Genomic DNA, 19,812 nt, shown 5'->3' with positions numbered 1-19,812 from the left:
CCGGGAGTCCGGCTTCGCGTAATACACCATAATTCCGCCTGATGCTGCACTGCCAAAACCCGAAGAGGAAGATGAATGATGAGAAAAATATGGTTGAACCGCTGGTTCTCGGTTGCTTATCATTATGTGAACCTGATCCGCGACAACGAAGACGGAGAAGCATTTGAATTTTACGGTACGCATCCCAACATCGATCATGTCTCGCTCAGTGCCTGCGATGTCAAAGAGACCGAGCCGCAGGTTAAAGGCGAGGAATATATCCAATTCTGTCTCGATTTTTGCCGCAGACACGGAATTGATCTTCTCATTCCGCGGCTGCATATGGAATTGATTGCCCGAAATATCGATCGTTTCGCAGAAGTCGGTACCCGCGTCATGGTATGCAGCGATCTGGAATTGTTGGAGAATATGATGAATAAAGAAAAATTTTATCGTTCGCTTGAAGGGCGCGGAGTGGTCGAAATTCCCGCTTATCGGGTTGTTCGTACGGCGGAGGAGTTTGCACAAGCTTATCGTGAGCTGACGGAAGCCGGCGAGCGGGTCTGCTTCAAGCCCACAGAATCCGAAGGCGGCATGGGCTTCCGTATTCTTAAGCAGGAAGCCGGCGACCCGCTGAAGGAGCTTTACGGTTGGGTATCGCTGGAGACGACATACGAGGAGACTTTCCGGATACTGTCTTCTGTAGAACGCTTTGACGATCTGATGGTCATGGAGCTGCTGGAAGGCGACGAATACAGTATCGACTGTCTGGCGGATGCGGCAGGCAACCTGCTGGCTGCTGTTCCCCGGCGCAAGTCGGAAGGGCGCGTGTACGATCTGGAGTATTCCGAAGAGCTGCTGGCGCTATCGCGGCGGATCGCGGAAAATTGCCGTATTCCCTATGCTTTTAATGTGCAGGTGAAGTACAATAAAGGTGTTCCCAAACTGCTGGAAATCAATCCGCGCATGTCCGGCGGTCTGTATATTACGTGTCTGTCCGGTGTCAATTTTCCGTATTTGGCGGTCAAGGCGGCATTCGGCGAACCGTGTGAGGTGCCGGAACCGGAATTTGGAATCAAGGCAAGTTACGTAGAGCAGGCTGTAAGGCTGGACAGGATCCGCAGCGAAACCGAAATCTCGGGCATCTGAGTCAAAAAGAGAAGTAGGCTTCGAAGGGTGACTGACCGACCTGAACAATAGATGATTTGAACACACGCCGTAAACTCTGCCATTAAGCTGGAGGTGTTAAGGCATGATCAATTATATTAAACGTTACGGCCTGCCTATCACGGCCTTTGTTGCAGGTTATGCCGTTGCGTTCGTATCCCAAGGATTTCTGCCGGAATTCATCTCGATGCTTATCCCCGGTGGAGCGGTACTGGTAAGTATCGGCGCATTTAAGAAGCAGAAGTCTAAGCCGGTTCCAATTGAGGTGTCGTCACAGTCTGAAGCCCTTCCTCCAAGTGGAAGAAGAACAGGGATTCCAGCTGTCGATGAAGCGGTAGAACGTCGTCGGCGGGAGGGAGTCACTGAACGTAAAGCTGCGCCGGCTGCGACAGCATCGGCGCCGAAAGTACCGAACCCGCAGCCGTCCGCTGCATCCCGGGCAGCTGCGGAACCGGACGATCTATGGGATCCGGTGCACGAATACATTTCCGTTATTGAAGAACTTATTATTTCCGAAGGGCAGAAAAATGCACTGGATAACGAAATTGTCGAAAAGACGATGTCGCTGCTTGTCCGCATTTCCCGTCTGATTCCTCAGCTCAAAGAATTGAACGACAGCAAGATCAATCATAATATTCAGCGGCTGGTGTTCAAGGATCTAAACGGTGCCATCAATCCTTTCCTGAAGCTAAGCGGTGAAGCCAAGCGCAAAAATCGCCGGCTGCTGCTGGACGGCATCAAGGATATCGACTCCCGGCTTTCGCTCTATGTGGAGACGATCGAGCACCGTGATCTGATTGAACTCCAGAGCCGCATCGATCTGATTCAGCAGCGTTATCGGACTTCAGATTAACATATTCGCGCAGTCGAGTCGGCTTGTGTTCGAACTCATAATCGGACCTGTGCGCCGTAAAAGGAGGAATATTCATGTCTATGAATCTTGCCGTCGAATTGAAAAAAAACGATATGGACAAAGTCGAGCAGGAAGCAAAACAGGTGATTCAGAAAGTCGCCAATACCGATAATCTGCAGCTCGACGATCTGATGGATCAGATCGGGCGGATGGGTCAGCGTACGATGGAGAAGGCGGGCCAATCGCTGGAGATGCTGCAGCGTCCGGTCAATGATATGGTATCGGGCAAGCGCTCGGAAGTCGGCAGCAATATTCTTCGTCTGAGAAGCGAGATCGATTCGCTCAGCAAGAGCCAGCAGCTTGGTTTTTTCGATAAGCTTATGCGCAAGACCCCGCTCAAAAATTATATTTATAAATATCAATCGGTTAAGACCAATGTCGATGCAATTGTCGTTTCTCTGCGCAACGGCAAAGATACGCTTGAGGAAAATATGGCGTATATGCGCAACCTTAAACGGACGGCGATTGAGGAAGTTTATAATTTGCAGATGCGAATTGCAATGGGCAACCGCTTGAAAGCTTTGTTCGAGGAAGAGATTGCAAAGCCGGAAAATGAAGGACGTAAAACGACGCTGGAGCGCGGACTGCGCAAAGTGGTTACCCGTATCCAGTCGTTTACTGAAATGATTCTGCTGTATCAGCAAGCGATTGCCGGTGCTGACATTATTAACGACAATAACGACAAGCTGATCGACTCCGTTGACGCCACAATCGACAAGACTCAGCATCTGATCACCGTATCTGCGATGATCGCAATGGCGCTGCAGGATCAGATGGAGACGATTGAAGCCGTCAATACGGCCAATCAGACGCTGCAAAACATGTTCGAGGACAATTCGCGCATGTTAAAAGAAACGACGCAGAAAACGAACGATCTGCTTGGCAAGCCGGCTATGCAAATGGAGGCTGTCGAGCGTGCGATGGGCGATCTGTTCTCGGCGATGGATCTGTATGAACAGTCCAATCGTACAATTATCCAATCGGCGACAGAACAGACCGGCCGCATGACGGAAATTAACAAGCAGATGCACAGCCGCTTAGGGCTGATGCAGGGAAGCCCAGAAGGTTCGGAGCCGGCTCGGGTAAGCGCCGGCCAGCAGAACGAAGCGCAGCGTCTGCAGTCGATCTCAAGTCTGCTTGAATAAGCCCATACACTAGGAATATGAAGAAAGAGGAGGACGGTCAGACATGAACATCAAGATTTTGAATGCACGTATGGAGCGTCGGGAAGACAAGAGTTATATGGGGAAAGTCGAAGTGGAGGCCGATGGACACCGAGAGCCTTATGAGCTGACCATCTACAGCAAGAACGGCAACGCTTGGGAGTACAGTCTGCACTTCTTGAAAGATCCGGGACCGGAAGAAGAAATCTTGGCGCTGGAAGAATATATCGAAAGCGACGACGATGCATTCGACAATCTGGTTGATGCAGCCTGGGACACCATGGAGCAGGAAGAACAGGAGCCGGGGGAAGAACAAGAGGTTTAGCACGAACAATAATCGCTGTAGAATCAATAGATGATACGGCTTAATAAAAAGCCGCCTTCACCGTATGAACGGGAAGGCGGCTTTTGTGTTGGATACGTGATTCAAAACTCTGATTAGAGTCGCTAATGGATTGTATAAACTCGAGGAAGCCAAGCTTTATAGCATTCGATTAGATCGCTCCCTGGAAAGTTTTGAATCACGGCTAAACCGTTCCGTGATTCAAAACTCTGATTAGAGTCGCTAGTGGATTGTATAAAGCTATTTAATAAAAACGTTACCGAAAGGAATCGCTTCTCTTAAAATCCGCTTGACGAGTCCCTCGTCTTCCATATGTTCGCGCAGTTCTTGGCTGCGCGTTCCGCCGGCTTGAAGCAAAATATGACCGCGGCCGGTCATTTTCCAATGATAGTTCATATGTTGGCTGGCGAGGTGGTTACCGTAAACGGCAAGGTCAAGCTTCGCGTTCTCCGGATAGGCGAGGATGCTGCCGGCATTGATGTAGATCGGTTCCGTCTCATGCAGTTCCGCTTGAAAAACCGTGCCCTGCGTCATAATGCCAATTTGTCCTTCGCCGGAAAATTTCATTTTGATCGCGTCTTGAGTGATTAGCATGTTTTTGAGCTTCAAAATGCGGCTTTTCATCTGAATACCGTCCGTATAGAAGAAGAGCTGCCGAAAATCGTACAGCATATCGCTTCCGCCTGAAAGGTCGAGTGTCTGAAGGCCGAATCCCGCTGGCAGTACGGCGGTGAACGCACACTCGCCTTTGAAGTCGGCGCGAATCAACTTGCGTTTGCGCATCATTCGGCTGATTTCAAGCAGCCTGTCGCTGCGATTGCGCGGGTCACCGCGGTAAACGGCAATCTGCTGCGGGTGCAGCACATGGGCTGTATCGTGCTCATCCAGTTCGAACGTATAGGCCTGCGCGCCGAACGAGTCTCCGGATTGTTCATGGATAATGTTCATGCATATCCTCCGATCATCGTCTACCGCGCAGTCCGAGGCGCAGAACGCGAATGAATATGAAATAACCTACAAGAAGGCCGACAAGAACAAAAATAACCGTCTTCAACGTTCTTGAGCTTTGCTCTCGTTCTTCCTGTACGGCATTCAGGGCTGTGACGGTCTGCTGCAGCTGTCGGTTCTGTTCATCAAGAAGTTTATTCTGTTCGTTAAGCTGATTAATCTCATTTCGGTATATTTCCATTTCGTTTCGATAAGCCTGGATATCGGCTTTGGCGCCTTCCAGTTCGTCTACGGTTTTCTCGTAACTTTGACGCAGCTGATTGACTTCGGACGGGAGCTTGCCGAACGTTTCAATTCCGTTCATGAAATTATCGAATGGCTCCCAGGCTTCGGCCGAGCGGCCGACAGGAAGCAGCAGTAAGGACAGAATCAGGGCAGCCGGAATACTTCTGCGAAGTATCGCGGCAAATCTATGCTTCATCGTGGATGGTCACCTCAATCTGAGAAGTCGGTTGGAAATATCGTTTGCAAGGGAGAGCGTCCGTATCATTAGTTAAAACGTTTGATAGGCGGGCAAAACGGGTATAGATAGGAAGCGTTGAAAAAAGGCCTGATATTATTACCGAAGCCTGAATACTGCGCAAAAGATCATACGTGACTAGTGTACCGAAGTTTCCGAAAAAACACCAATTTCGTTAAAGTTTGAACATCCGATTTTTCCAAGTCGTGTATCGGCTTGTCCATATCTTATATTACTGAACTGGAGTGAATTGCACATGTATACAACAAATTCGAATTTCAAAAAAATCATGGTCACAGTAAACGGTGAGCCGGTGGGCAACGGTCTGGTACTCGACAGCATTACGTTCCGCCCTGTCAATGAACAGAACGACAGTTTCGATACTCAGCAGAAAACGGCTTTGAAGCAGTAAGTGATGAGTGTCCGCCGTATAAATGCAGCAAGAATCATGCAAAGTCCAGATCCGAATCCGGAGCAACACTACCGGAGGAAGGCTGGGGCGTACATAGTAATTCTGACAAAACGCTGTTTCCCTCTTTTTCGGTAGTCTGCCGGACAGAAGGAAAGCAGCGTTTTTTGATAAAGTATGGTGATAAAGTGTTTAACAAGATACTTTGATAAGTTGTTTTCATCAAAGCATTTTATGAAACGCTTTGATTTAACCTTACAAGATGAATCTTTGTCGATTTGATAGAATCTGTTCTAAAAAAGCGGATGTCCGTCCCCTCACAGGGAATGACATCCGCTTTGATGTTTTGGTACATGGTCCAATCTCGTGTCCGATTATTGCTTGACTGTTACCGAGATCGTTACGTTTTTATTTCCGAACTTGCCTTTGATTGTCGTTCTGCCTTCAGATGCAGCCAAGATTTGGCCGGAAGCGGATACGGTAGCTACCGCAGGCTTGGAGCTGGTCCAAGTCGTCTGAGAAGTCACATTTGTCGATACTCCGGTATTGTAAGCGGCCGTTACGATAACCGTCTTGCTGCTGCCTGGAGTGAGCTTAAGTGCTTTCTCATCAGCAGTAAGCTTGGTCAGCTTTGGTACAACGCTAACGTCGACCGTCACTGAGATCCCTTGATAAGAGCCGCTGAGCGTAGCCGTACCTTCTGCTAGACCTTTTACCGAAGTTCTACTGGTAGAGGCTACTTGAGGATTGGAAGATTCCCAACCCATTTTGCTGCCCAGCGATACTTTGGAACCGTCCGCGTAGAAGCCGGTTGCTTTGATCACTTTGCTGGATTTAACATTGAGTTCGATCGAAGTTGGAACGACGACGATCTTCGTAATCTTCTGTTCACTCTTCGCCGGAACGGTAATCGACTTGTTCAAATAAGTGCCTTTAAGCGTTACGGATCCTTTACGCAGAGCTTTGATCTCCTGAACGCCTTCGGCATTCGTCTTGATCACAGCATTCGTACCGCTTACCGTCCAGTGGATCAGCGAAGAAATGTCTTTCTCTTGGCCGTCTTCCCAGACTGCCTGGACAGTCGGCAGAGATTCGGTCTCGCCGATAATAAGGCTGAGAGCTTCATCCGGTCCCAGCAGCAGAAGTACTTTTTCATTAACAGTGACTTTCAGTTCGATCCTTTTGCCGCGTACGCTTACGTCACCCGCAGGGGTATTGACGGCATCGGCATCCGGCAGGGAAGCGGTAAGTATTACAGTCCCAGCCGACTTGGCGATCAGTTTTCCATTCTCGATCGATACGATCTCATCGTCGCCGGAAGTCCATTTCATATCGCTGCTAAGGTCAAACTTGGTGTTGTCAAGTTTAATCCCGCTAATCTTTGGCAGAGCTTCCGATTCGCCTTTGTACAGATCCGTTTCGGTCTTGGCCGATTCGAGTGATTTCAGCGACGGGTATACGTTAACTTTGATTTCTTTGGAAACACCGCTGTATTCAGCTTTGATTGTGCTGCTGCCGACTGCTTTCGCAGTAACTTTTCCGCCGTCCACTGTTGCGGCGAGCAGACTGCTCGACGTCCATTTGGACTGATCGGATACGTCCAGCGAAGAATTGGCGCGGTCGCGAACTTCGGCTTTGAGATCAAGTGTCTCACCCAAGAAGAGCGTTGTTTCTTCCGAAGGAACGAGCAGCAGCGCTTGATAAGGTGCCCGTACGTAGACGTCTATCTTGGCGGACACACCGAGGTGCTGTACGGTAATTGTCGCTTTGCCGGCAGAAGAGACGGTCAGTGCACCTTTATTGACAGAAACAATGGATTCGTTGGATGAACTCCAGGTCGCATCGGCTGTGATGTCTTTCTCAATGCTCCCACCGGAAGCTGGAGCCACAGACTTCAGCTGGATTGCGTCTCCGATCAGCAGTTCAAGATCGGCAGTGGCGCCTTTGTCATCCCGGATTTCCAGGGAAGAGTAAGGAGGCTCGACAGTCGCTTTGAACGTGGCCGTCTGACCTTTGTATTTGGCTGTGATTGTGGAGGTTCCTTTGCCGACCAGCGTGATTTGTCCGGCTTCAACCGTCAATACCGATGCGCTGGAGCTGGTCCAGGTCGCCAGGGAGGAGACATCCGTAACGGCGTCTTTTTCTTCGCCGCCGGTAATCTTGGCCGTGATCTTCAGGTCTTTCTCGGAATCGCCCAATTTATATGTACCGCTTTTGGTCGGTTCAAGGGCAAGTTTGGTGTACGGATAGGAAGCCGAAACTTCAACCGTGGCAATCGCATCTTCGTAAATGGCGGTAATGATCGCATCTCCGCTGGACTTCGGTGTTACGAGACCTTTGACAACTTGCGCAACATCTTCATCGGAAGAAGTCCAGTTCGCTGCGGCTGTTACATCCTTCTTAGAGGTCGAACCTTCAATGGTGGCATATACCTTCAGCTGCTTCGCCGATTGACCGATAATCAATTCTCTTTTCGATGCATCGTCAAACGAGATCGAGGTGACGTCTCCCGCAGCGGCAAACACGTTCGCCGGGAAAGCAATTGAAGCAATCATCAGCAGAACGGCCAGGGTACGCATCACATTTCTTTGTCGAATCATAATCTTCTCCTTCAGTAGATAAGATTGTACAGCCGGATAAGCTTAAGCTGTCTATTCTATTATCGATGTAAAACCCTACATATGTTACCCTTTTTATATAAAAAAATGGAAATAGTTAATTTGACCCAATAAATTGGAACGTATGTTCGATCATTGGGCAAAAAAATAAACACATTCTGCCGGAATTCCGCTGCGCAGTAAAAAACGCTCGAAAGGTTCGCCCGGAATCGGCTCCGTATGGCTTGTCAGCAGCAGCATGGCAAACCGATTGGCCTGCCGTTCCAATTTGCCTGCACTGAAAAATGAATGTTCTTCAATAAAAAAGCGGTTGACGCCTTTGTGCAGGCGATCGTGTCCAAGTTCGTGTGCACACACAAAATTTCGCCATTCTTCCGGCAGCCGCTCGTTGATTACGATAAAGCGGCGGCGAAGTTTTCGATAATAAAGCCCTTTGGTCGATTTGCCAAGATCCATATAGCGAATGTGGATGCCAAGCGCTTCCGCCATGGCGAACGGATCGGTCGTATGGGTCTTGCGAATGAGGCGGGTTACGAGTTTGTTGATGTGATCCACCGTCCGAGCCCTCCTTTTCGGCGGAAAGTTTTGGTACGTTAACCGCGTTGAATATTTGATCTTTTCATTTCAGCAGTTCGGGTTAACGCATCAGCTTCTGCGCTTGTTCATCTGCTTGGCTTCCCAGAACAACCCGGTTAGCACGTCCTTAATGCGCTGCTTATCTTCCTTGTCCAGAGGAATACCGTCGAACATCAATTCCCCGTCTTCTTCCAACATTTTCTTGAAATCCCGTTTGTCGCGCGAGCTGGCCCACTCCGGTACCGATCCTTCGTTGGAATCGGACAGATAGCCGGCTTCGTTCATCATCTCTTCATAGGGAACGCCGAGCGCATGAGCAATCTTGGTAATCGTCTGCGGTTTGGGAACTCCCCGGAGGCCGTGCTCGATGCGGGAGATCTGCGATGTACTAACACCCGCCGCTCCGGCCAGTCGGTTAATGCTCCAACCTTTGCGTTCGCGAACCTGTCTTAAATAACTGCCGAACCGGTTTTCCATGTGCGCATCCTTCCTCGCTTCTTCAATTTAGCCGGCCGCCGCTGCGGCGCTCCATCTCTTCTTAATATACCCAATATTGACTGCCGGGTAAATGCACAGAGCAAAAATATTGCCAAAAGGCGGAAACGCTGCAGGATCAACGTTTAACTCGGGACGGTGGAAGAAAACGCCAAAATGTCTCTTTACGAGTTTGGAAAAGATATGGTAAGGTTAAAACAAGAATACGAACAAGATGCGAACACATCCATAAAATAACAGGAATTATCCGCTTCATTTATTGCCAAAAGACAATAAAAAGGAGAGATGATCATGAATGCTGCATTGAATCTGCCAAAGCTCGATCGTCGGAAAACGCAGACTGCCATTGAAGGAGCTATGGAGAAGTATCGCATTTACAAGACGATTACGTTTGAGGAAAGAGAGTCGAGAGTGACCTCTTCCTACAGTGAAGTTCCTTCCGGATTTACCGGAACGACCAGTGACTCTACCGCCGCTGCAGCCATTTACAATGTCGATATGCCCGCCGCACGTGCCGCCTATTGCGAACGGATCGAGCGGATTGTCGAACGACTGAATGATCGGGAACGTCTGCTGATGCATGAGCGCTATATGAAGCAGGACGATGTATTTGACTATAAAGTCTACAATCATATCTTCGACCCGCCGATCAGCAAAGACACTTACGTCAAAGTGCGCACAAGCGCTTTTTACAAAATGGCATTGACGCTGGCAGCTATGGAAATGCTTAAGCTGGAGGAGCTGCTGGCAAAAGGGACCGGGACGGGACGAATGAAAGAAGAACGGCGGGCATGATATTTATTTTTTAATAAAAGGGAACTATAGGGAGGTAGCCTTGTCTATTTAGATATAGAGGGGTGAAGGAGATGGATAAGAACTTGGAGCATCCAGATGAACGCATGGAAGGAGTCGATCCGGATACGGTAGTGCGTGAACATTGGGAGAGGTATGGAAGTATCTGTTCTTTATGACGGGCAGCCGCCATTCGGCCGACGATCGACGCAGGAGACATTTGTAAAGGCATTGCGCTCCTTAACGAAATTTAGAAGAGAAGCCTCAATAAAAACATGGCTGCTGCGTATCGCGCGAAACACTTTCAAAGTATAGAGACAAGGAAGTATAAAAAACAAAGAAGTATAAAAACATAAAGAAAAGGCTGTGAACCCCTTAGGGATTCACAGCCTTTTCTTTATGTCAAAAGAGTAAAAAAAACAGGCGTCGGAAAATTCCGCTGCCTGGTTGTAGAAGTCCGCTTGCGCGAACTTAATCTTACATGTTGTATTTCTTTTTGAAGCGTTCAACTTGACCGCCGGCATCGAGGATCTTCTGTTTGCCGGTGAAGAATGGGTGCGAATCGGAACTAATTTCCACTTTGATCAGCGGATACGTGTTGCCGTCTTCCCAAGCAACGGTTTCGTTGGATTTACGAGTCGAAGCGCTCAGGAACTGGTGTCCTGTGCTCGTGTCCATGAATACCACTGGCTGGTAATCCGGGTGGATTCCTTGTTTCATCTATTTTCAACTCCTTCTTAAAATAATCAATAATCACATACACTATATAGTAGCATAGGGCAAGCGTATTGACAATAAACAATTGTAAGAGAAATCAAAGGCAGGGTAGGATTAATTGATCTGCAGATGTGATACCCTGTACTATTTCCTTCTTTAACGGCCCAGCTTCGTCTTTTTTTCTTCATTCATCAGACGCAAATCTGACACTTCTCCATCTTCAGTTGGAGGGAAATGAATTAAGATTAGATCATCGGGAAGCTGAGCGAAAGGCTCACAGCAAAAAAATCAAAGAAGCTGAAGATTGCTAAAAGACCGCTGCGGCTTTGCAAAGCCGTGCAGCGGTCTTTATCATGCGTTTGGCGGCAGAAACTACTCTCAGACAGCTTCCCGAAAAAGTATTTTATAGACAGCCGAGAAAGGAGGAATGGAAAAAGAACTTAAATCGATTTGATTTGAGAAATTTGGATTAAGGGGCATGAACTAGAAGAAAGAAGCTTGCTGTACAGTCCGGTCTTCATGATAATTCATGAAGATTTTTTGTTCGAAAATGATGATGGAGCCGTAAGGGCTGCCTAATAGGAGGATGAAACATGTTAATCGGATTACTGCTGGTAATGGCAAGCGTTGATTGGGCGGCGGAAGGAGCAGCGGCATGGGTACGGGGCAAGCTTCGCACCCGAATTTGCTTTGTCGGTCTCATGCGCAAGGTTGCAATATTCGCGGTTGTAGCTATTGCACACATGATCGATGAAGTATTAGGAGATCTGCACATTTTTCGCGATGCAGTTGTTTTTTTCTACTTGGCGAACGAACTTCTGTCTATCATCGGAAATATGAGCAAAATAGGTGTCCCCATGCCTGAGATTCTGCACAGTATAGTAAGAATTTTTCAATCAAAATCGTATCCTATAGAGGGATGGACGGAGATACTGGATGCCAAGCAAGAGTTAACAGATAACCAAAAGTCGGATAAAAACGATCAAGCGGATAAATGGGATGAGGAGACGAACAAAACGGATCAAATAAAGGAAGTGACTAAACGACCATCTTCTAATAGATGTGCAAAAGTCTCAGAGCCGAGAAAGGAGAATCCAAACAATGTTTCTGAGTAAGCCTAATATAGAAGTCCGTTTTATTGCACAGTGCTTCAGTAAAAACCCGACTTCCGGTTAACAACCGGAGCGTCGGGTTTTTTTGTCATTCACAAGACTCTCGCACCGCGCTCTCTGATATAATAAAAAGCGGATGCCCAACCTCTTTTATGCAAAGGGTAAAACGGGTATAATCGACTCCAACCGATTCAACAGACAGAGAGGGCGAGGCTGGACCGACATGAGTTTGACTGAAAAAAGAGAACACCGGCAGCATGCCGAAGATAAACACGAAGCTTCGCGTTCTTCGTTTGAGCGCGACTATTCAAGGCTGATCCATTCCCCGACGTTCCGCAGACTGCAGGGCAAGTCGCAGGTATTCGGCGCGGGTACGGGAGATTACTACCGGACACGGCTTACGCATTCGCTTGAAGTGGCACAGATTGCGCGGCAGGCGGCGAAAAACCTTGTGTTCCAATACCCGGAAATCACGCTTGAACGCGCGGACAGTCCTGGGCTGGTACTTGATCCGGAAGTTGTGGAATGCGCATCGATTGCACACGATTTCGGTCATCCGCCGTTCGGGCACAAAGGCGAAGAGGTTCTGGCCGACATTTTGGAGCAGCTGATTGAGGAACGCACCCGCAAGGCACTCCGAGGTAAAAAGGAATCCGCTGAGCAAAAAAGGGAAAAACACAGCGAAATGCGATACCGGTATGAACATTTCGAGGGCAACGCACATAATTTTCGGTTAATGATGTTTTTGGAGAAGCGGGAAAATCTCGACGGGCTTAATCTGTCCGACGCGGTGCTGCTGGGTATTAACAAGTATCCCTTCTCCGGGCTTGAAAATAAAAAGGGAATGTATCGCAATGAATGGAACTACATTTCGGAAATCCGCAAAGAATGGCGTATTCCGGAACGCCGGACGACGCTGGAAGCGCAGCTCATGGATCTATGCGACGATATTGCGTATTCCGCGCACGATCTGGAAGACGGTATCAAAGCAGGCAAGATCGAAGTGCACGAACATTTCATGCATGACGAAGGCACCCACCGGCTGATTATCGAGAAAATCCAGACGCTTGAAGACCGGGTATGGCAGGGGATGGGCCGTGAAGCGATCAGCATGAAGGTCAGCGCGGTGCTGGACGACTATCTCCGGGTCTGGAATATGAAATGGCCGGTCTGCGACCGCGACTTTTCTCGAACACGCCGCGAAGTGAAGGCTTACTGGGTAAATCATTTCGTCAGCAGTTTGGGCGTAATAGACGACGGAAATTGGAAAAAAGTTACGTTTGTGAAAGACGGTGCGGAAAATGACGATATGCTGCGGACTGTGAGCGTGCTTAAAAGTTTCGCCTGGGTCACGATGATTCGCGATCTGCGTGTGCAGCGTCTGCAAAAGCGCAGCGAGTGGATTATCCGGCGGCTGTGGGATGCATTCGTTGATCCGAAAACGGCAATCTCGATTATCCCCGGCGACTGGATTCAACGCTTTGAACGGGATCAGCGGCAGGAGACACCGGTATGGACATGGGAGCGTATGGTCATTGACTACATCGCGGGCATGACGGATATGTTTGCAGAGAAAATCTATAATGAGCTTTACGGACTGAAAGTCGGTTCCATTTATGATATCGATTGAGTTTATGCGGGGCAGAAAGTATTAAGAAGCGCAACAAAAAGAAAAAGCAGACGTCAAAAGAAACAAGAGGATAAACGGAGCCGCGGGCAACTAGAAGATAGGTGCATACAGAATCGGGTTAAATAGAGAAAGCGGGATGCACGGATCGAGTCGGAATCTGCGGTTTGCGCAGCCCGATTGATCGGACAGCAAGGGAGACCGGCGGCAGACCGGAAGCGGGCGGCCGTCAGGGAAGGGGTAAGGCATGATGACAAAATTGGCATTGGGAATTCTGGATATGTCGCCTCGGCTCGGCGGAGTCTCGGACGAAGAAGCGTTAAGCCAGTCGGCGAAGCTGGCAGCCAGCGCCGAAGAGTGGGGTTACGGACGTTATTGGTTGTCCGAACACCACGGAATGGAATCGTTGGCCTGTACAGCACCCGAAGTGATGCTGGCTCACATTGGCGCGCGCACAAACCGTATTCGTATCGGCGCTGGAGCCGTGCTGCTGCCGCATTACAGTCCGCTCAAGGTAGCGGAATGCTTCAATCTGCTGTCGGCTCTCTACCCGGGTCGCATTGATCTTGGCGTTGGCCGGGCGCCGGGCGGAGACGCGCATACGACGATGGCGCTCAGCGGCAACTTTCTTGCTCATGTAGGCGAAATGCCGGAGAAAGTCACTCAGCTGTGCCAACTGATGAATGGAAGTTATCGTTATGACGGCGAGTCCGTAAGAGCGCGACCGGAACCGACACAGCCACCCGAGCTGTGGCTGCTCGGCACAAACACCAAGAGTGCGGGGATGGCTGCGTCCTGCGGAGCTTATTATGCATTCGGACAATTTATGAGCTCGAGCGACGGCCCGGAGATCGTGAATGCGTATCGCGAAGCGTTCTCACCTTCACCGGCCCGTGAGAAACCACATGTCATGGTTGCTATTCACGCGATTTGCGCGAAGACTGACAGCAACGCGTTGACGCTGGCCGAAAAATTCCGGGCGCAGTTCCCGGAATCGTCGGTCGGACGTCCCGATCTGAAGGGAAAAGACGATCGCATGTCGCTCGTTGTCGGTGATGTGTCTAGGGTACGCGAGCGGCTGCTGGAGATCGGGGACGCTTACAATGCGGATGAAATTATGGTCGTCTCCCCGGTTATGGAATATGAGGATCGTCTGGAGTCTTTCCGTCTGATCGCGGAAGCCGCAGGATTGGGCGGACAGCAATAAATCTGGGTAGGCGTCTTGTAGAAGCCGATCCGGGAATACGGTCGGGTACATTCTGCAGACGGACAGCCATACCCCTAAGACAGAACCGAATCCAAAGATGGAAAAGGATACGGCAAAGATAAGGGTAAGGAAAAGATAGGGATAAGGAAAAGACAGGGAAAAGCCTGCCAGAGTGAAGGAGTAGAACCTTCGCTTAGGCAGGCTTTTTGTCATAACATCCCATGAATCCTCATAACACTATTGGCTGGTTTTTGGCTTTATTTGCCGATGCGGACTCGATTCCATTCCGCTCATTGACCAAGCTGCCGCTCTGCATACTCGCGCAGCAGCGCTACGCCTTCCGCAATACGCCGTTCGTTCAGCAGCGAATAGCTGAGCCGGATATGGCGGTCCGGACGGCCCAAAGGATCGAAGAACGTTCCGGGAACGAACGAGACCGTTTCATCGTTATTCGGACCTCCCGCCAGCGCGTCGGCCAACAGTCTCGACGAATCGATGCCTTCGGGCAGCTCGATCCATAGGCTTAGTCCGCCTGAAGGCGAGTGCCAGTTCCATCCTGATCCTTCCAGTGCCGTTTCCATTGCTTCTTTGCGCAGTTGAAGCGCAGTACGCAGCTTATGCAGATGACGACGCGAGCGTTCTGACTGGAAGTGATGGGTGAACACTTTCTGGTTCAGCAGCGGCGTTCCGCCTATACTACGCGCTTTGGCAGTCAGCAGACGACGCATCAGATCCGATCGGGCAGCAAGGCAGCCGATACGCAGGCCGGGAAAAATGTATTTGCTGAAACTGCGTACATAAATCGTATTGCCGGCCGTATCGTAGCCGTATACCGGCGGGGGAGGAGGCGAGCCGAAATAAACATCACGAAACGCATCATCTTCAACCAGAATACAGCCATACTTTTCTGCTAGATCGGTAAGATGCTTGCGCTGTTCGGCTGGTACGCACCTGCCGGTCGGATTGTGGAAAGTTGGGTTCAGGTAGAACAGTACCGGTCGATGACGGCGCATCAGCGCCTCCAATTCATCCAGCCGGTATCCGTCCGGATGGAGGTCGACAGGCACAAGACGGGCATTACGATGCTTGAAAACCTCAATGGCAATGCTGTAGCTTGGCTGTTCAATCAGCACGGCATCACCTGGGCGGACAAGTGCTTCACATACAAGATGAATGGCTTCCTGAGCGCCCCCTGTTACAAGCAGCTCTTGTCCTTCCGGTACGAAGCTGCATGTCTCAGATAGATAACGGCGCAGCGCAACCAGCAGTTCCTCGTCTCCCTGCAGCGGGGCATAGGTGCCGAGTACTCGTGGATACAGGTCAAATACCCGTTTGGCTTCTTCAGCCAAGTACGAATTAGGGAGCAGCAGCGGATCGATCAGCGCCTGCGAAAATTGATAGCGGCAGTCAACGCTGTGCAGCTCGCCAAGCAGGGCAGGCAGAACAGGTTCCGTGTCTGCCGGTTCCTGATTGCTGCCTGCGGCAGTGCGCGGTCTACGGATGCTGCCGAAGCCGGTTTCTACAGGCTGGCGGGATACGGTCAGATAATAACCAGATTTTTCTCGGGATTCGATCAGCCCTTCTTCCTTGAGCAAGCCATAGGCTTTATATACGGTTAGTCGATGCAGGCCGGTATCCTCCGAAAGACGGCGTACCGAAGGCATCTTCTCGCCTTCAATCCAGTCTCCGCGCGCAATACGTATGCGCAGCTCAGCCGCCAAGGCGGTTGAAGTGGCCAGCGGCGGGAAGAATCCGCCCGGTGCTTGTGCAGCATCTCCTGTACGCGCTGCGGTGCTTCCGGGACTGCCTGCCCGGCCCCTTCTATTTGAGTCAATGGAATAATTGTGTCCCATAAGCGCTTCTCCCTGCTTCCGGTTTCGCCGGATCGAAGATTTTTCCCTTGTCTTCCGATTAAGATAGTCCGTTTATTTAAGATATCGTCATCATAGCCCATTTTGCTGTAGGATGAAAGACAATCTGTTCTGTTTTCGTTTATTTGTTCTAAGCCTCTTCTTTTACAATAAGGCAAACAAAGGAGGCAGAACAATGAATCTAATCGGCTATTTGATAATGTGTTTGATTTTTGGAACGACTTTTTTGGCGATCAAGCTGGGAGTCGAGGCCGGTCTACCTCCCTTTTTCGGAGCAGGCTTACGATTTTTTGCCGCCGGTCTGCTGATGATGTTAGGGCTGACTGCTCTGCGTAAGCGCAGCTTCTCTTTGCTTCTGCATAGAGAAACGCTGCTGACCGGGTTTGGCCTGACATTTTGCACATTCGCGGCATTGTATTGGGCAGAACAATATATTTCATCGGGGCTTGCTTCAGTGCTGTCAGCTACCGGGCCGGCCTTTGTTCTGCTGCTGCAGGCAGGCGTATCAGGTATTCGTATTTCCAAGCTGGCGCTGACCGGCACATTGATCGGAACGGCTGGTGTGGCACTGCTGCTTCTACCGGGAAGCGAAGGTGGGCAGGGCAGAATGTGGTTGATCGCAGGTCTGGTCGTTGTGGCGGGAGAGATTGGCTATGCGAGTGGAGCACTGCTGGCCAAACATGCGATGATCCGTCTGCCGGATGCTTCGCCTACTGCACTCAATGCGGCTCAGATGATGCATGGCGGTTGGCTGCTGCTTCTGCTGTCGCTGCTGACAGAGCATAACCATGCTGGGATTACGGATTTTTCACAAGCGCTGCTGTCGCTGCTCTACCTGACGCTGATCGGTTCGATGGCCGGACATACTTTGTTCTACTGGCTTGTCTCCCGTACTCATCCTGTATTTCCGACTACGTGGCTGTATGTTTCGCCATTTATTGCACTCGCACTCGGTGCCTGGTTATATGGTGAGCCGCTGCATTGGAATGCGGCAATCGGCTCGCTTATTGTACTGGCCGGTGTACTGCTGACCAACTGGGAAGCGATCCGCGGGTTGTTTCAAGCACGAAGGAACGCCGCCGGAGCGTAGAAAAGCTGCAGGAACAAAAAGTTCGAAATACATAAAAAAAGTATGAAACCCGGCGCTCTTAACCCGGGTTCCATACTTTTTTCTACTATAATATACATCTGAATTTCTTTCTGTAAAAAGTGAGCAAATGTAGGGTGCAGTCATCTTCCTTAAGGTGCGATCAGTATCAATATTTACGCGAATAATCGACCAAATTTCGAGGAAGCGTTTCGCCTTTTACAAAAGCTTTCAAGTTATCGACAAAAATTTCCGCAGCGCGAACATCGTAGTGATCGGTATTGCCTGCCGCATGAGGTGTGATAATTACATCTTCGCGTTTCCACAACGGGTGATCTTCCGGCAGAGGTTCTTTTTCAAATACATCGAGTGCCGCACTGGAAAGTTTGCCGGAATCGAGTGCTTCGATCAAGGCATCCGTATCGACACTCGGCCCGCGGCCCACGTTGATAAATACGGTTCCTTTTTTCATGTAACCAAAGCTGTCTTTGTTGAAGAAGTGGTGGGTTTCGTCCGTCAGCGGCAAAATATTGACGACCACATCGGCTTTGGAGAAAGCTTGCTCGATTCCGTCGGTCTTGTACATGTCGTCGATATGCTCTTCCGGATCGCCGGAATGGCGGACACCGATCGTATGCATACCGAATGCTTTAGCAATCCTGGCTGTCGCCCGTCCGATATGGCCTGTACCTACAATCGCCATTGTCAGACCTGAAATTTCACCGTAGAGGCCGCCTTTATCCCATTTTCCATGGACCTGGCTGCGTATGTTGCCATGCAGATTGCGGGACATGGCCAGCAGAACGGCAAAAATATGCTCGGATATCGGGATAGCGTGCACGCCGCCGGCGTTAGTCAGCAGCACTTTTTTTTCTTCCAATTGATCCATCGGGAAGTAATCCACACCTGCGGACCATGACTGTATCCATTTTAAGTTGTCGCTTTCTAGGGCTGCTTGCTCCATTTTTCGGTTCCAACCGACCAAAATGTCAGCTTCACGGATCTGCTCGGGAGTTACTTCCTTAACTGGTACGCTTTTCAGTTCGTAATCCGGTGCGATCTCTCGGATTTGCTTCGCGTATTCCTCTGGAATTTCATACAGCGTCAGAATCGTCGGCATATTGGGATACTCCTCCTTCGGGTTCGGAAAATCTACCCTTCCATCGTAGCAAAGTTCGGCATATAAATCTTCCTGGCACTCTGATGACGCGAAATGTAAGCGGAAAACGGGTATAGTACCAGTAGGCAAGGGAGTAAGGCTGTTGGTTAAACCGTTTGAAAGGAGACACTATGATCGGAAAATACGCAATGTACGCCCTGGATTTCGGATATCGTCTGTATGTGCGCATTCGTGACGACGAGGTCACTGGAATTGGAGCTCAGCTCGCTTATTATTTGCTGTTGTCTTTTTTCCCGTTTCTCATTTTTCTGGTTACGCTGATTGGGTATATTAATCTCTCGATTGATCAAATGATGAATTTGGCACGCGAAGTCGTACCTGCTGCGGCTATGGAGACAGTGGAGAGTATTCTCAGCGAAGTCGTTCAAGGCAGCGGAGCGCTGCTGTCAATCGGTATGATAGCGACGCTCTGGACGGCCTCTCGAGGAATTAATGCCGTTATCAGAGGTTTGAATAAAGCCTACGACGTGGAAGAGAATCGCAAGTTCTGGCAGGTTCGACTTGTATCGCTGTTGTCCACATTGGTGCTTGGCGTTGTGTTAATCGTCAGTTTGCTGCTGCTCGTATTGGGAAGTTGGATCGGAAGCCAGGTCAAAATTCTGCTCGATAACCCGTCAGGCTTTGATCGGATTTGGGGACTACTGCAGTACAGTATTCCGCTGATCGTCCTGATTGCGGTCTTTACAGCTCTATATTGGATTGCGCCCAATCGGAAGATTCGGCTTAGGGAGGCCGTACCGGGAGCGATATTTGCCACTATAGGTTGGATTCTCACTTCGCTGTTGTTCTCGTTCTACGTGAATAACTTCGGCAATTTCTCCAGAACATACGGTAGCCTTGGTGGTATCATCATCCTGCTGACCTGGTTGTACCTCAGCTCCATTATCATTATCGTTGGAGGCGAAGTGAACGCGACGCTGAGAGAAGGCAAGTCTGGGCCGAGAAAAAGCCAACAGGCGAGCGAAGGGACTTAGTAGAGTTAGGTGTACGGCGAGTAGATACCCGGAAAGGGAGTTGAACCTGTTAGAGGAGATTCAATCAGAGGGGTTTTAGTTAGAAAAGCTTCAGTTAGAAGAAAAGTTTCGGTT

The 19,812-nt window shown here is 49.7% G+C and carries 20 protein-coding genes; 12 read left to right on the top strand and 8 right to left on the bottom strand.

The window, feature by feature from the left end:
• Window positions 1-75 precede the first annotated feature (75 nt).
• From F456_RS0105360 to F456_RS0105345, 4 genes are all read left to right on the top strand, one after another.
• Complete coding sequence (locus tag F456_RS0105360) at window positions 76-1,128, top strand: ATP-grasp domain-containing protein (protein WP_018975972.1); 1,053 nt, start codon at window positions 76-78, stop codon at window positions 1,126-1,128.
• Between the two features lie 103 nt (window positions 1,129-1,231).
• Entirely contained in the window at window positions 1,232-1,999 is a 768-nt protein-coding gene (locus tag F456_RS0105355) for a hypothetical protein (protein ID WP_018975971.1), read from the top strand.
• Window positions 2,000-2,073: 74 nt separating this feature from the next.
• Window positions 2,074-3,204: a toxic anion resistance protein gene (locus F456_RS0105350; RefSeq protein ID WP_018975970.1), complete on the top strand. Its 1,131-nt coding sequence runs from the start codon at window positions 2,074-2,076 to the stop codon at window positions 3,202-3,204.
• A gap of 43 nt (window positions 3,205-3,247) precedes the next feature.
• Entirely contained in the window at window positions 3,248-3,547 is a 300-nt protein-coding gene (locus F456_RS0105345) for a hypothetical protein (RefSeq protein WP_018975969.1), read from the top strand.
• 258 nt (window positions 3,548-3,805) lie between these two features.
• Here the strand turns inward: F456_RS0105345 and F456_RS0105340 are convergent, their stop codons facing one another.
• Together F456_RS0105340 and F456_RS21810 are read right to left on the bottom strand one after the other, a co-directional pair.
• Window positions 3,806-4,513 (bottom strand): AIM24 family protein, encoded by a 708-nt coding sequence (locus tag F456_RS0105340; protein ID WP_018975968.1) that lies wholly within the window; start codon window positions 4,511-4,513, stop codon window positions 3,806-3,808.
• Between the two features lie 13 nt (window positions 4,514-4,526).
• Complete coding sequence (locus F456_RS21810) at window positions 4,527-4,994, bottom strand: coiled-coil domain-containing protein (RefSeq protein ID WP_018975967.1); 468 nt, start codon at window positions 4,992-4,994, stop codon at window positions 4,527-4,529.
• Between the two features lie 295 nt (window positions 4,995-5,289).
• Between F456_RS21810 and F456_RS24520 the strand changes: the two genes are divergently transcribed.
• Window positions 5,290-5,445: a hypothetical protein gene (locus F456_RS24520; protein WP_018975966.1), complete on the top strand. Its 156-nt coding sequence runs from the start codon at window positions 5,290-5,292 to the stop codon at window positions 5,443-5,445.
• A gap of 371 nt (window positions 5,446-5,816) precedes the next feature.
• On the opposite strand, the gene F456_RS0105325 is transcribed toward F456_RS24520, so the two are convergent.
• The 3 genes from F456_RS0105325 to F456_RS0105315 all read right to left on the bottom strand — a co-directional run bounded on the left by F456_RS0105325 (window position 5,817) and on the right by F456_RS0105315 (window position 9,113).
• Window positions 5,817-8,042, bottom strand: coding sequence for a hypothetical protein (locus F456_RS0105325; RefSeq protein ID WP_018975965.1), 2,226 nt, complete (start codon window positions 8,040-8,042; stop codon window positions 5,817-5,819).
• A gap of 150 nt (window positions 8,043-8,192) precedes the next feature.
• Entirely contained in the window at window positions 8,193-8,606 is a 414-nt protein-coding gene (locus tag F456_RS0105320) for an ImmA/IrrE family metallo-endopeptidase (RefSeq protein ID WP_026293666.1), read from the bottom strand.
• A gap of 99 nt (window positions 8,607-8,705) precedes the next feature.
• Entirely contained in the window at window positions 8,706-9,113 is a 408-nt protein-coding gene (locus F456_RS0105315) for a helix-turn-helix domain-containing protein (RefSeq protein ID WP_018975963.1), read from the bottom strand.
• A 309-nt stretch (window positions 9,114-9,422) separates the two neighbouring features.
• On the opposite strand from F456_RS0105315, the gene F456_RS0105310 reads away from it, so the two are divergent.
• Entirely contained in the window at window positions 9,423-9,926 is a 504-nt protein-coding gene (locus tag F456_RS0105310) for an ArpU family phage packaging/lysis transcriptional regulator (protein ID WP_018975962.1), read from the top strand.
• A gap of 153 nt (window positions 9,927-10,079) precedes the next feature.
• Window positions 10,080-10,238: a sigma factor gene (locus F456_RS23930; protein ID WP_083923515.1), complete on the top strand. Its 159-nt coding sequence runs from the start codon at window positions 10,080-10,082 to the stop codon at window positions 10,236-10,238.
• A 162-nt stretch (window positions 10,239-10,400) separates the two neighbouring features.
• On the opposite strand, the gene F456_RS0105305 is transcribed toward F456_RS23930, so the two are convergent.
• A complete protein-coding gene (locus F456_RS0105305; protein ID WP_018975961.1) occupies window positions 10,401-10,643 on the bottom strand; it encodes a type B 50S ribosomal protein L31 in 243 nt (80 codons plus the stop codon).
• Window positions 10,644-11,233: 590 nt separating this feature from the next.
• Between F456_RS0105305 and F456_RS23455 the strand changes: the two genes are divergently transcribed.
• The 3 genes from F456_RS23455 (at window position 11,234) to F456_RS0105290 (ending at window position 14,586) form a co-directional block, all read left to right on the top strand.
• Window positions 11,234-11,755: a phage holin family protein gene (locus F456_RS23455; RefSeq protein ID WP_018975960.1), complete on the top strand. Its 522-nt coding sequence runs from the start codon at window positions 11,234-11,236 to the stop codon at window positions 11,753-11,755.
• A gap of 220 nt (window positions 11,756-11,975) precedes the next feature.
• Complete coding sequence (locus F456_RS0105295) at window positions 11,976-13,382, top strand: deoxyguanosinetriphosphate triphosphohydrolase family protein (RefSeq protein ID WP_018975959.1); 1,407 nt, start codon at window positions 11,976-11,978, stop codon at window positions 13,380-13,382.
• 244 nt (window positions 13,383-13,626) lie between these two features.
• Window positions 13,627-14,586 (top strand): MsnO8 family LLM class oxidoreductase, encoded by a 960-nt coding sequence (locus F456_RS0105290; protein WP_018975958.1) that lies wholly within the window; start codon window positions 13,627-13,629, stop codon window positions 14,584-14,586.
• Between the two features lie 290 nt (window positions 14,587-14,876).
• Here the strand turns inward: F456_RS0105290 and F456_RS0105285 are convergent, their stop codons facing one another.
• Window positions 14,877-16,439, bottom strand: a complete 1,563-nt coding sequence (locus F456_RS0105285; protein WP_018975957.1) for an aminotransferase-like domain-containing protein — start codon at window positions 16,437-16,439, stop codon at window positions 14,877-14,879.
• 193 nt (window positions 16,440-16,632) lie between these two features.
• Here F456_RS0105285 and F456_RS0105280 point away from each other — a divergent pair, with 193 nt between their 5' ends.
• Window positions 16,633-17,547, top strand: a complete 915-nt coding sequence (locus F456_RS0105280) for a DMT family transporter (RefSeq protein ID WP_018975956.1) — start codon at window positions 16,633-16,635, stop codon at window positions 17,545-17,547.
• 166 nt (window positions 17,548-17,713) lie between these two features.
• Here F456_RS0105280 and F456_RS0105275 read toward each other — a convergent pair whose 3' ends face one another.
• Window positions 17,714-18,664 carry a D-2-hydroxyacid dehydrogenase gene (locus F456_RS0105275; protein ID WP_018975955.1) on the bottom strand — a complete coding sequence of 317 codons (951 nt, stop codon included), beginning with the start codon at window positions 18,662-18,664 and terminating at the stop codon, window positions 17,714-17,716.
• Between the two features lie 170 nt (window positions 18,665-18,834).
• Between F456_RS0105275 and F456_RS0105270 the strand changes: the two genes are divergently transcribed.
• Window positions 18,835-19,698: a YihY/virulence factor BrkB family protein gene (locus tag F456_RS0105270; RefSeq protein WP_018975954.1), complete on the top strand. Its 864-nt coding sequence runs from the start codon at window positions 18,835-18,837 to the stop codon at window positions 19,696-19,698.
• Window positions 19,699-19,812: the final 114 nt, after the last annotated feature.

This window comes from Saccharibacillus kuerlensis DSM 22868 (assembly GCF_000378145.1).
GTDB lineage: Bacteria > Bacillota > Bacilli > Paenibacillales > Paenibacillaceae > Saccharibacillus > Saccharibacillus kuerlensis.
The sequence above is the reverse complement of the archived record's forward strand: the minus strand, read 5'-3'. Positions and strand labels throughout refer to the sequence as shown.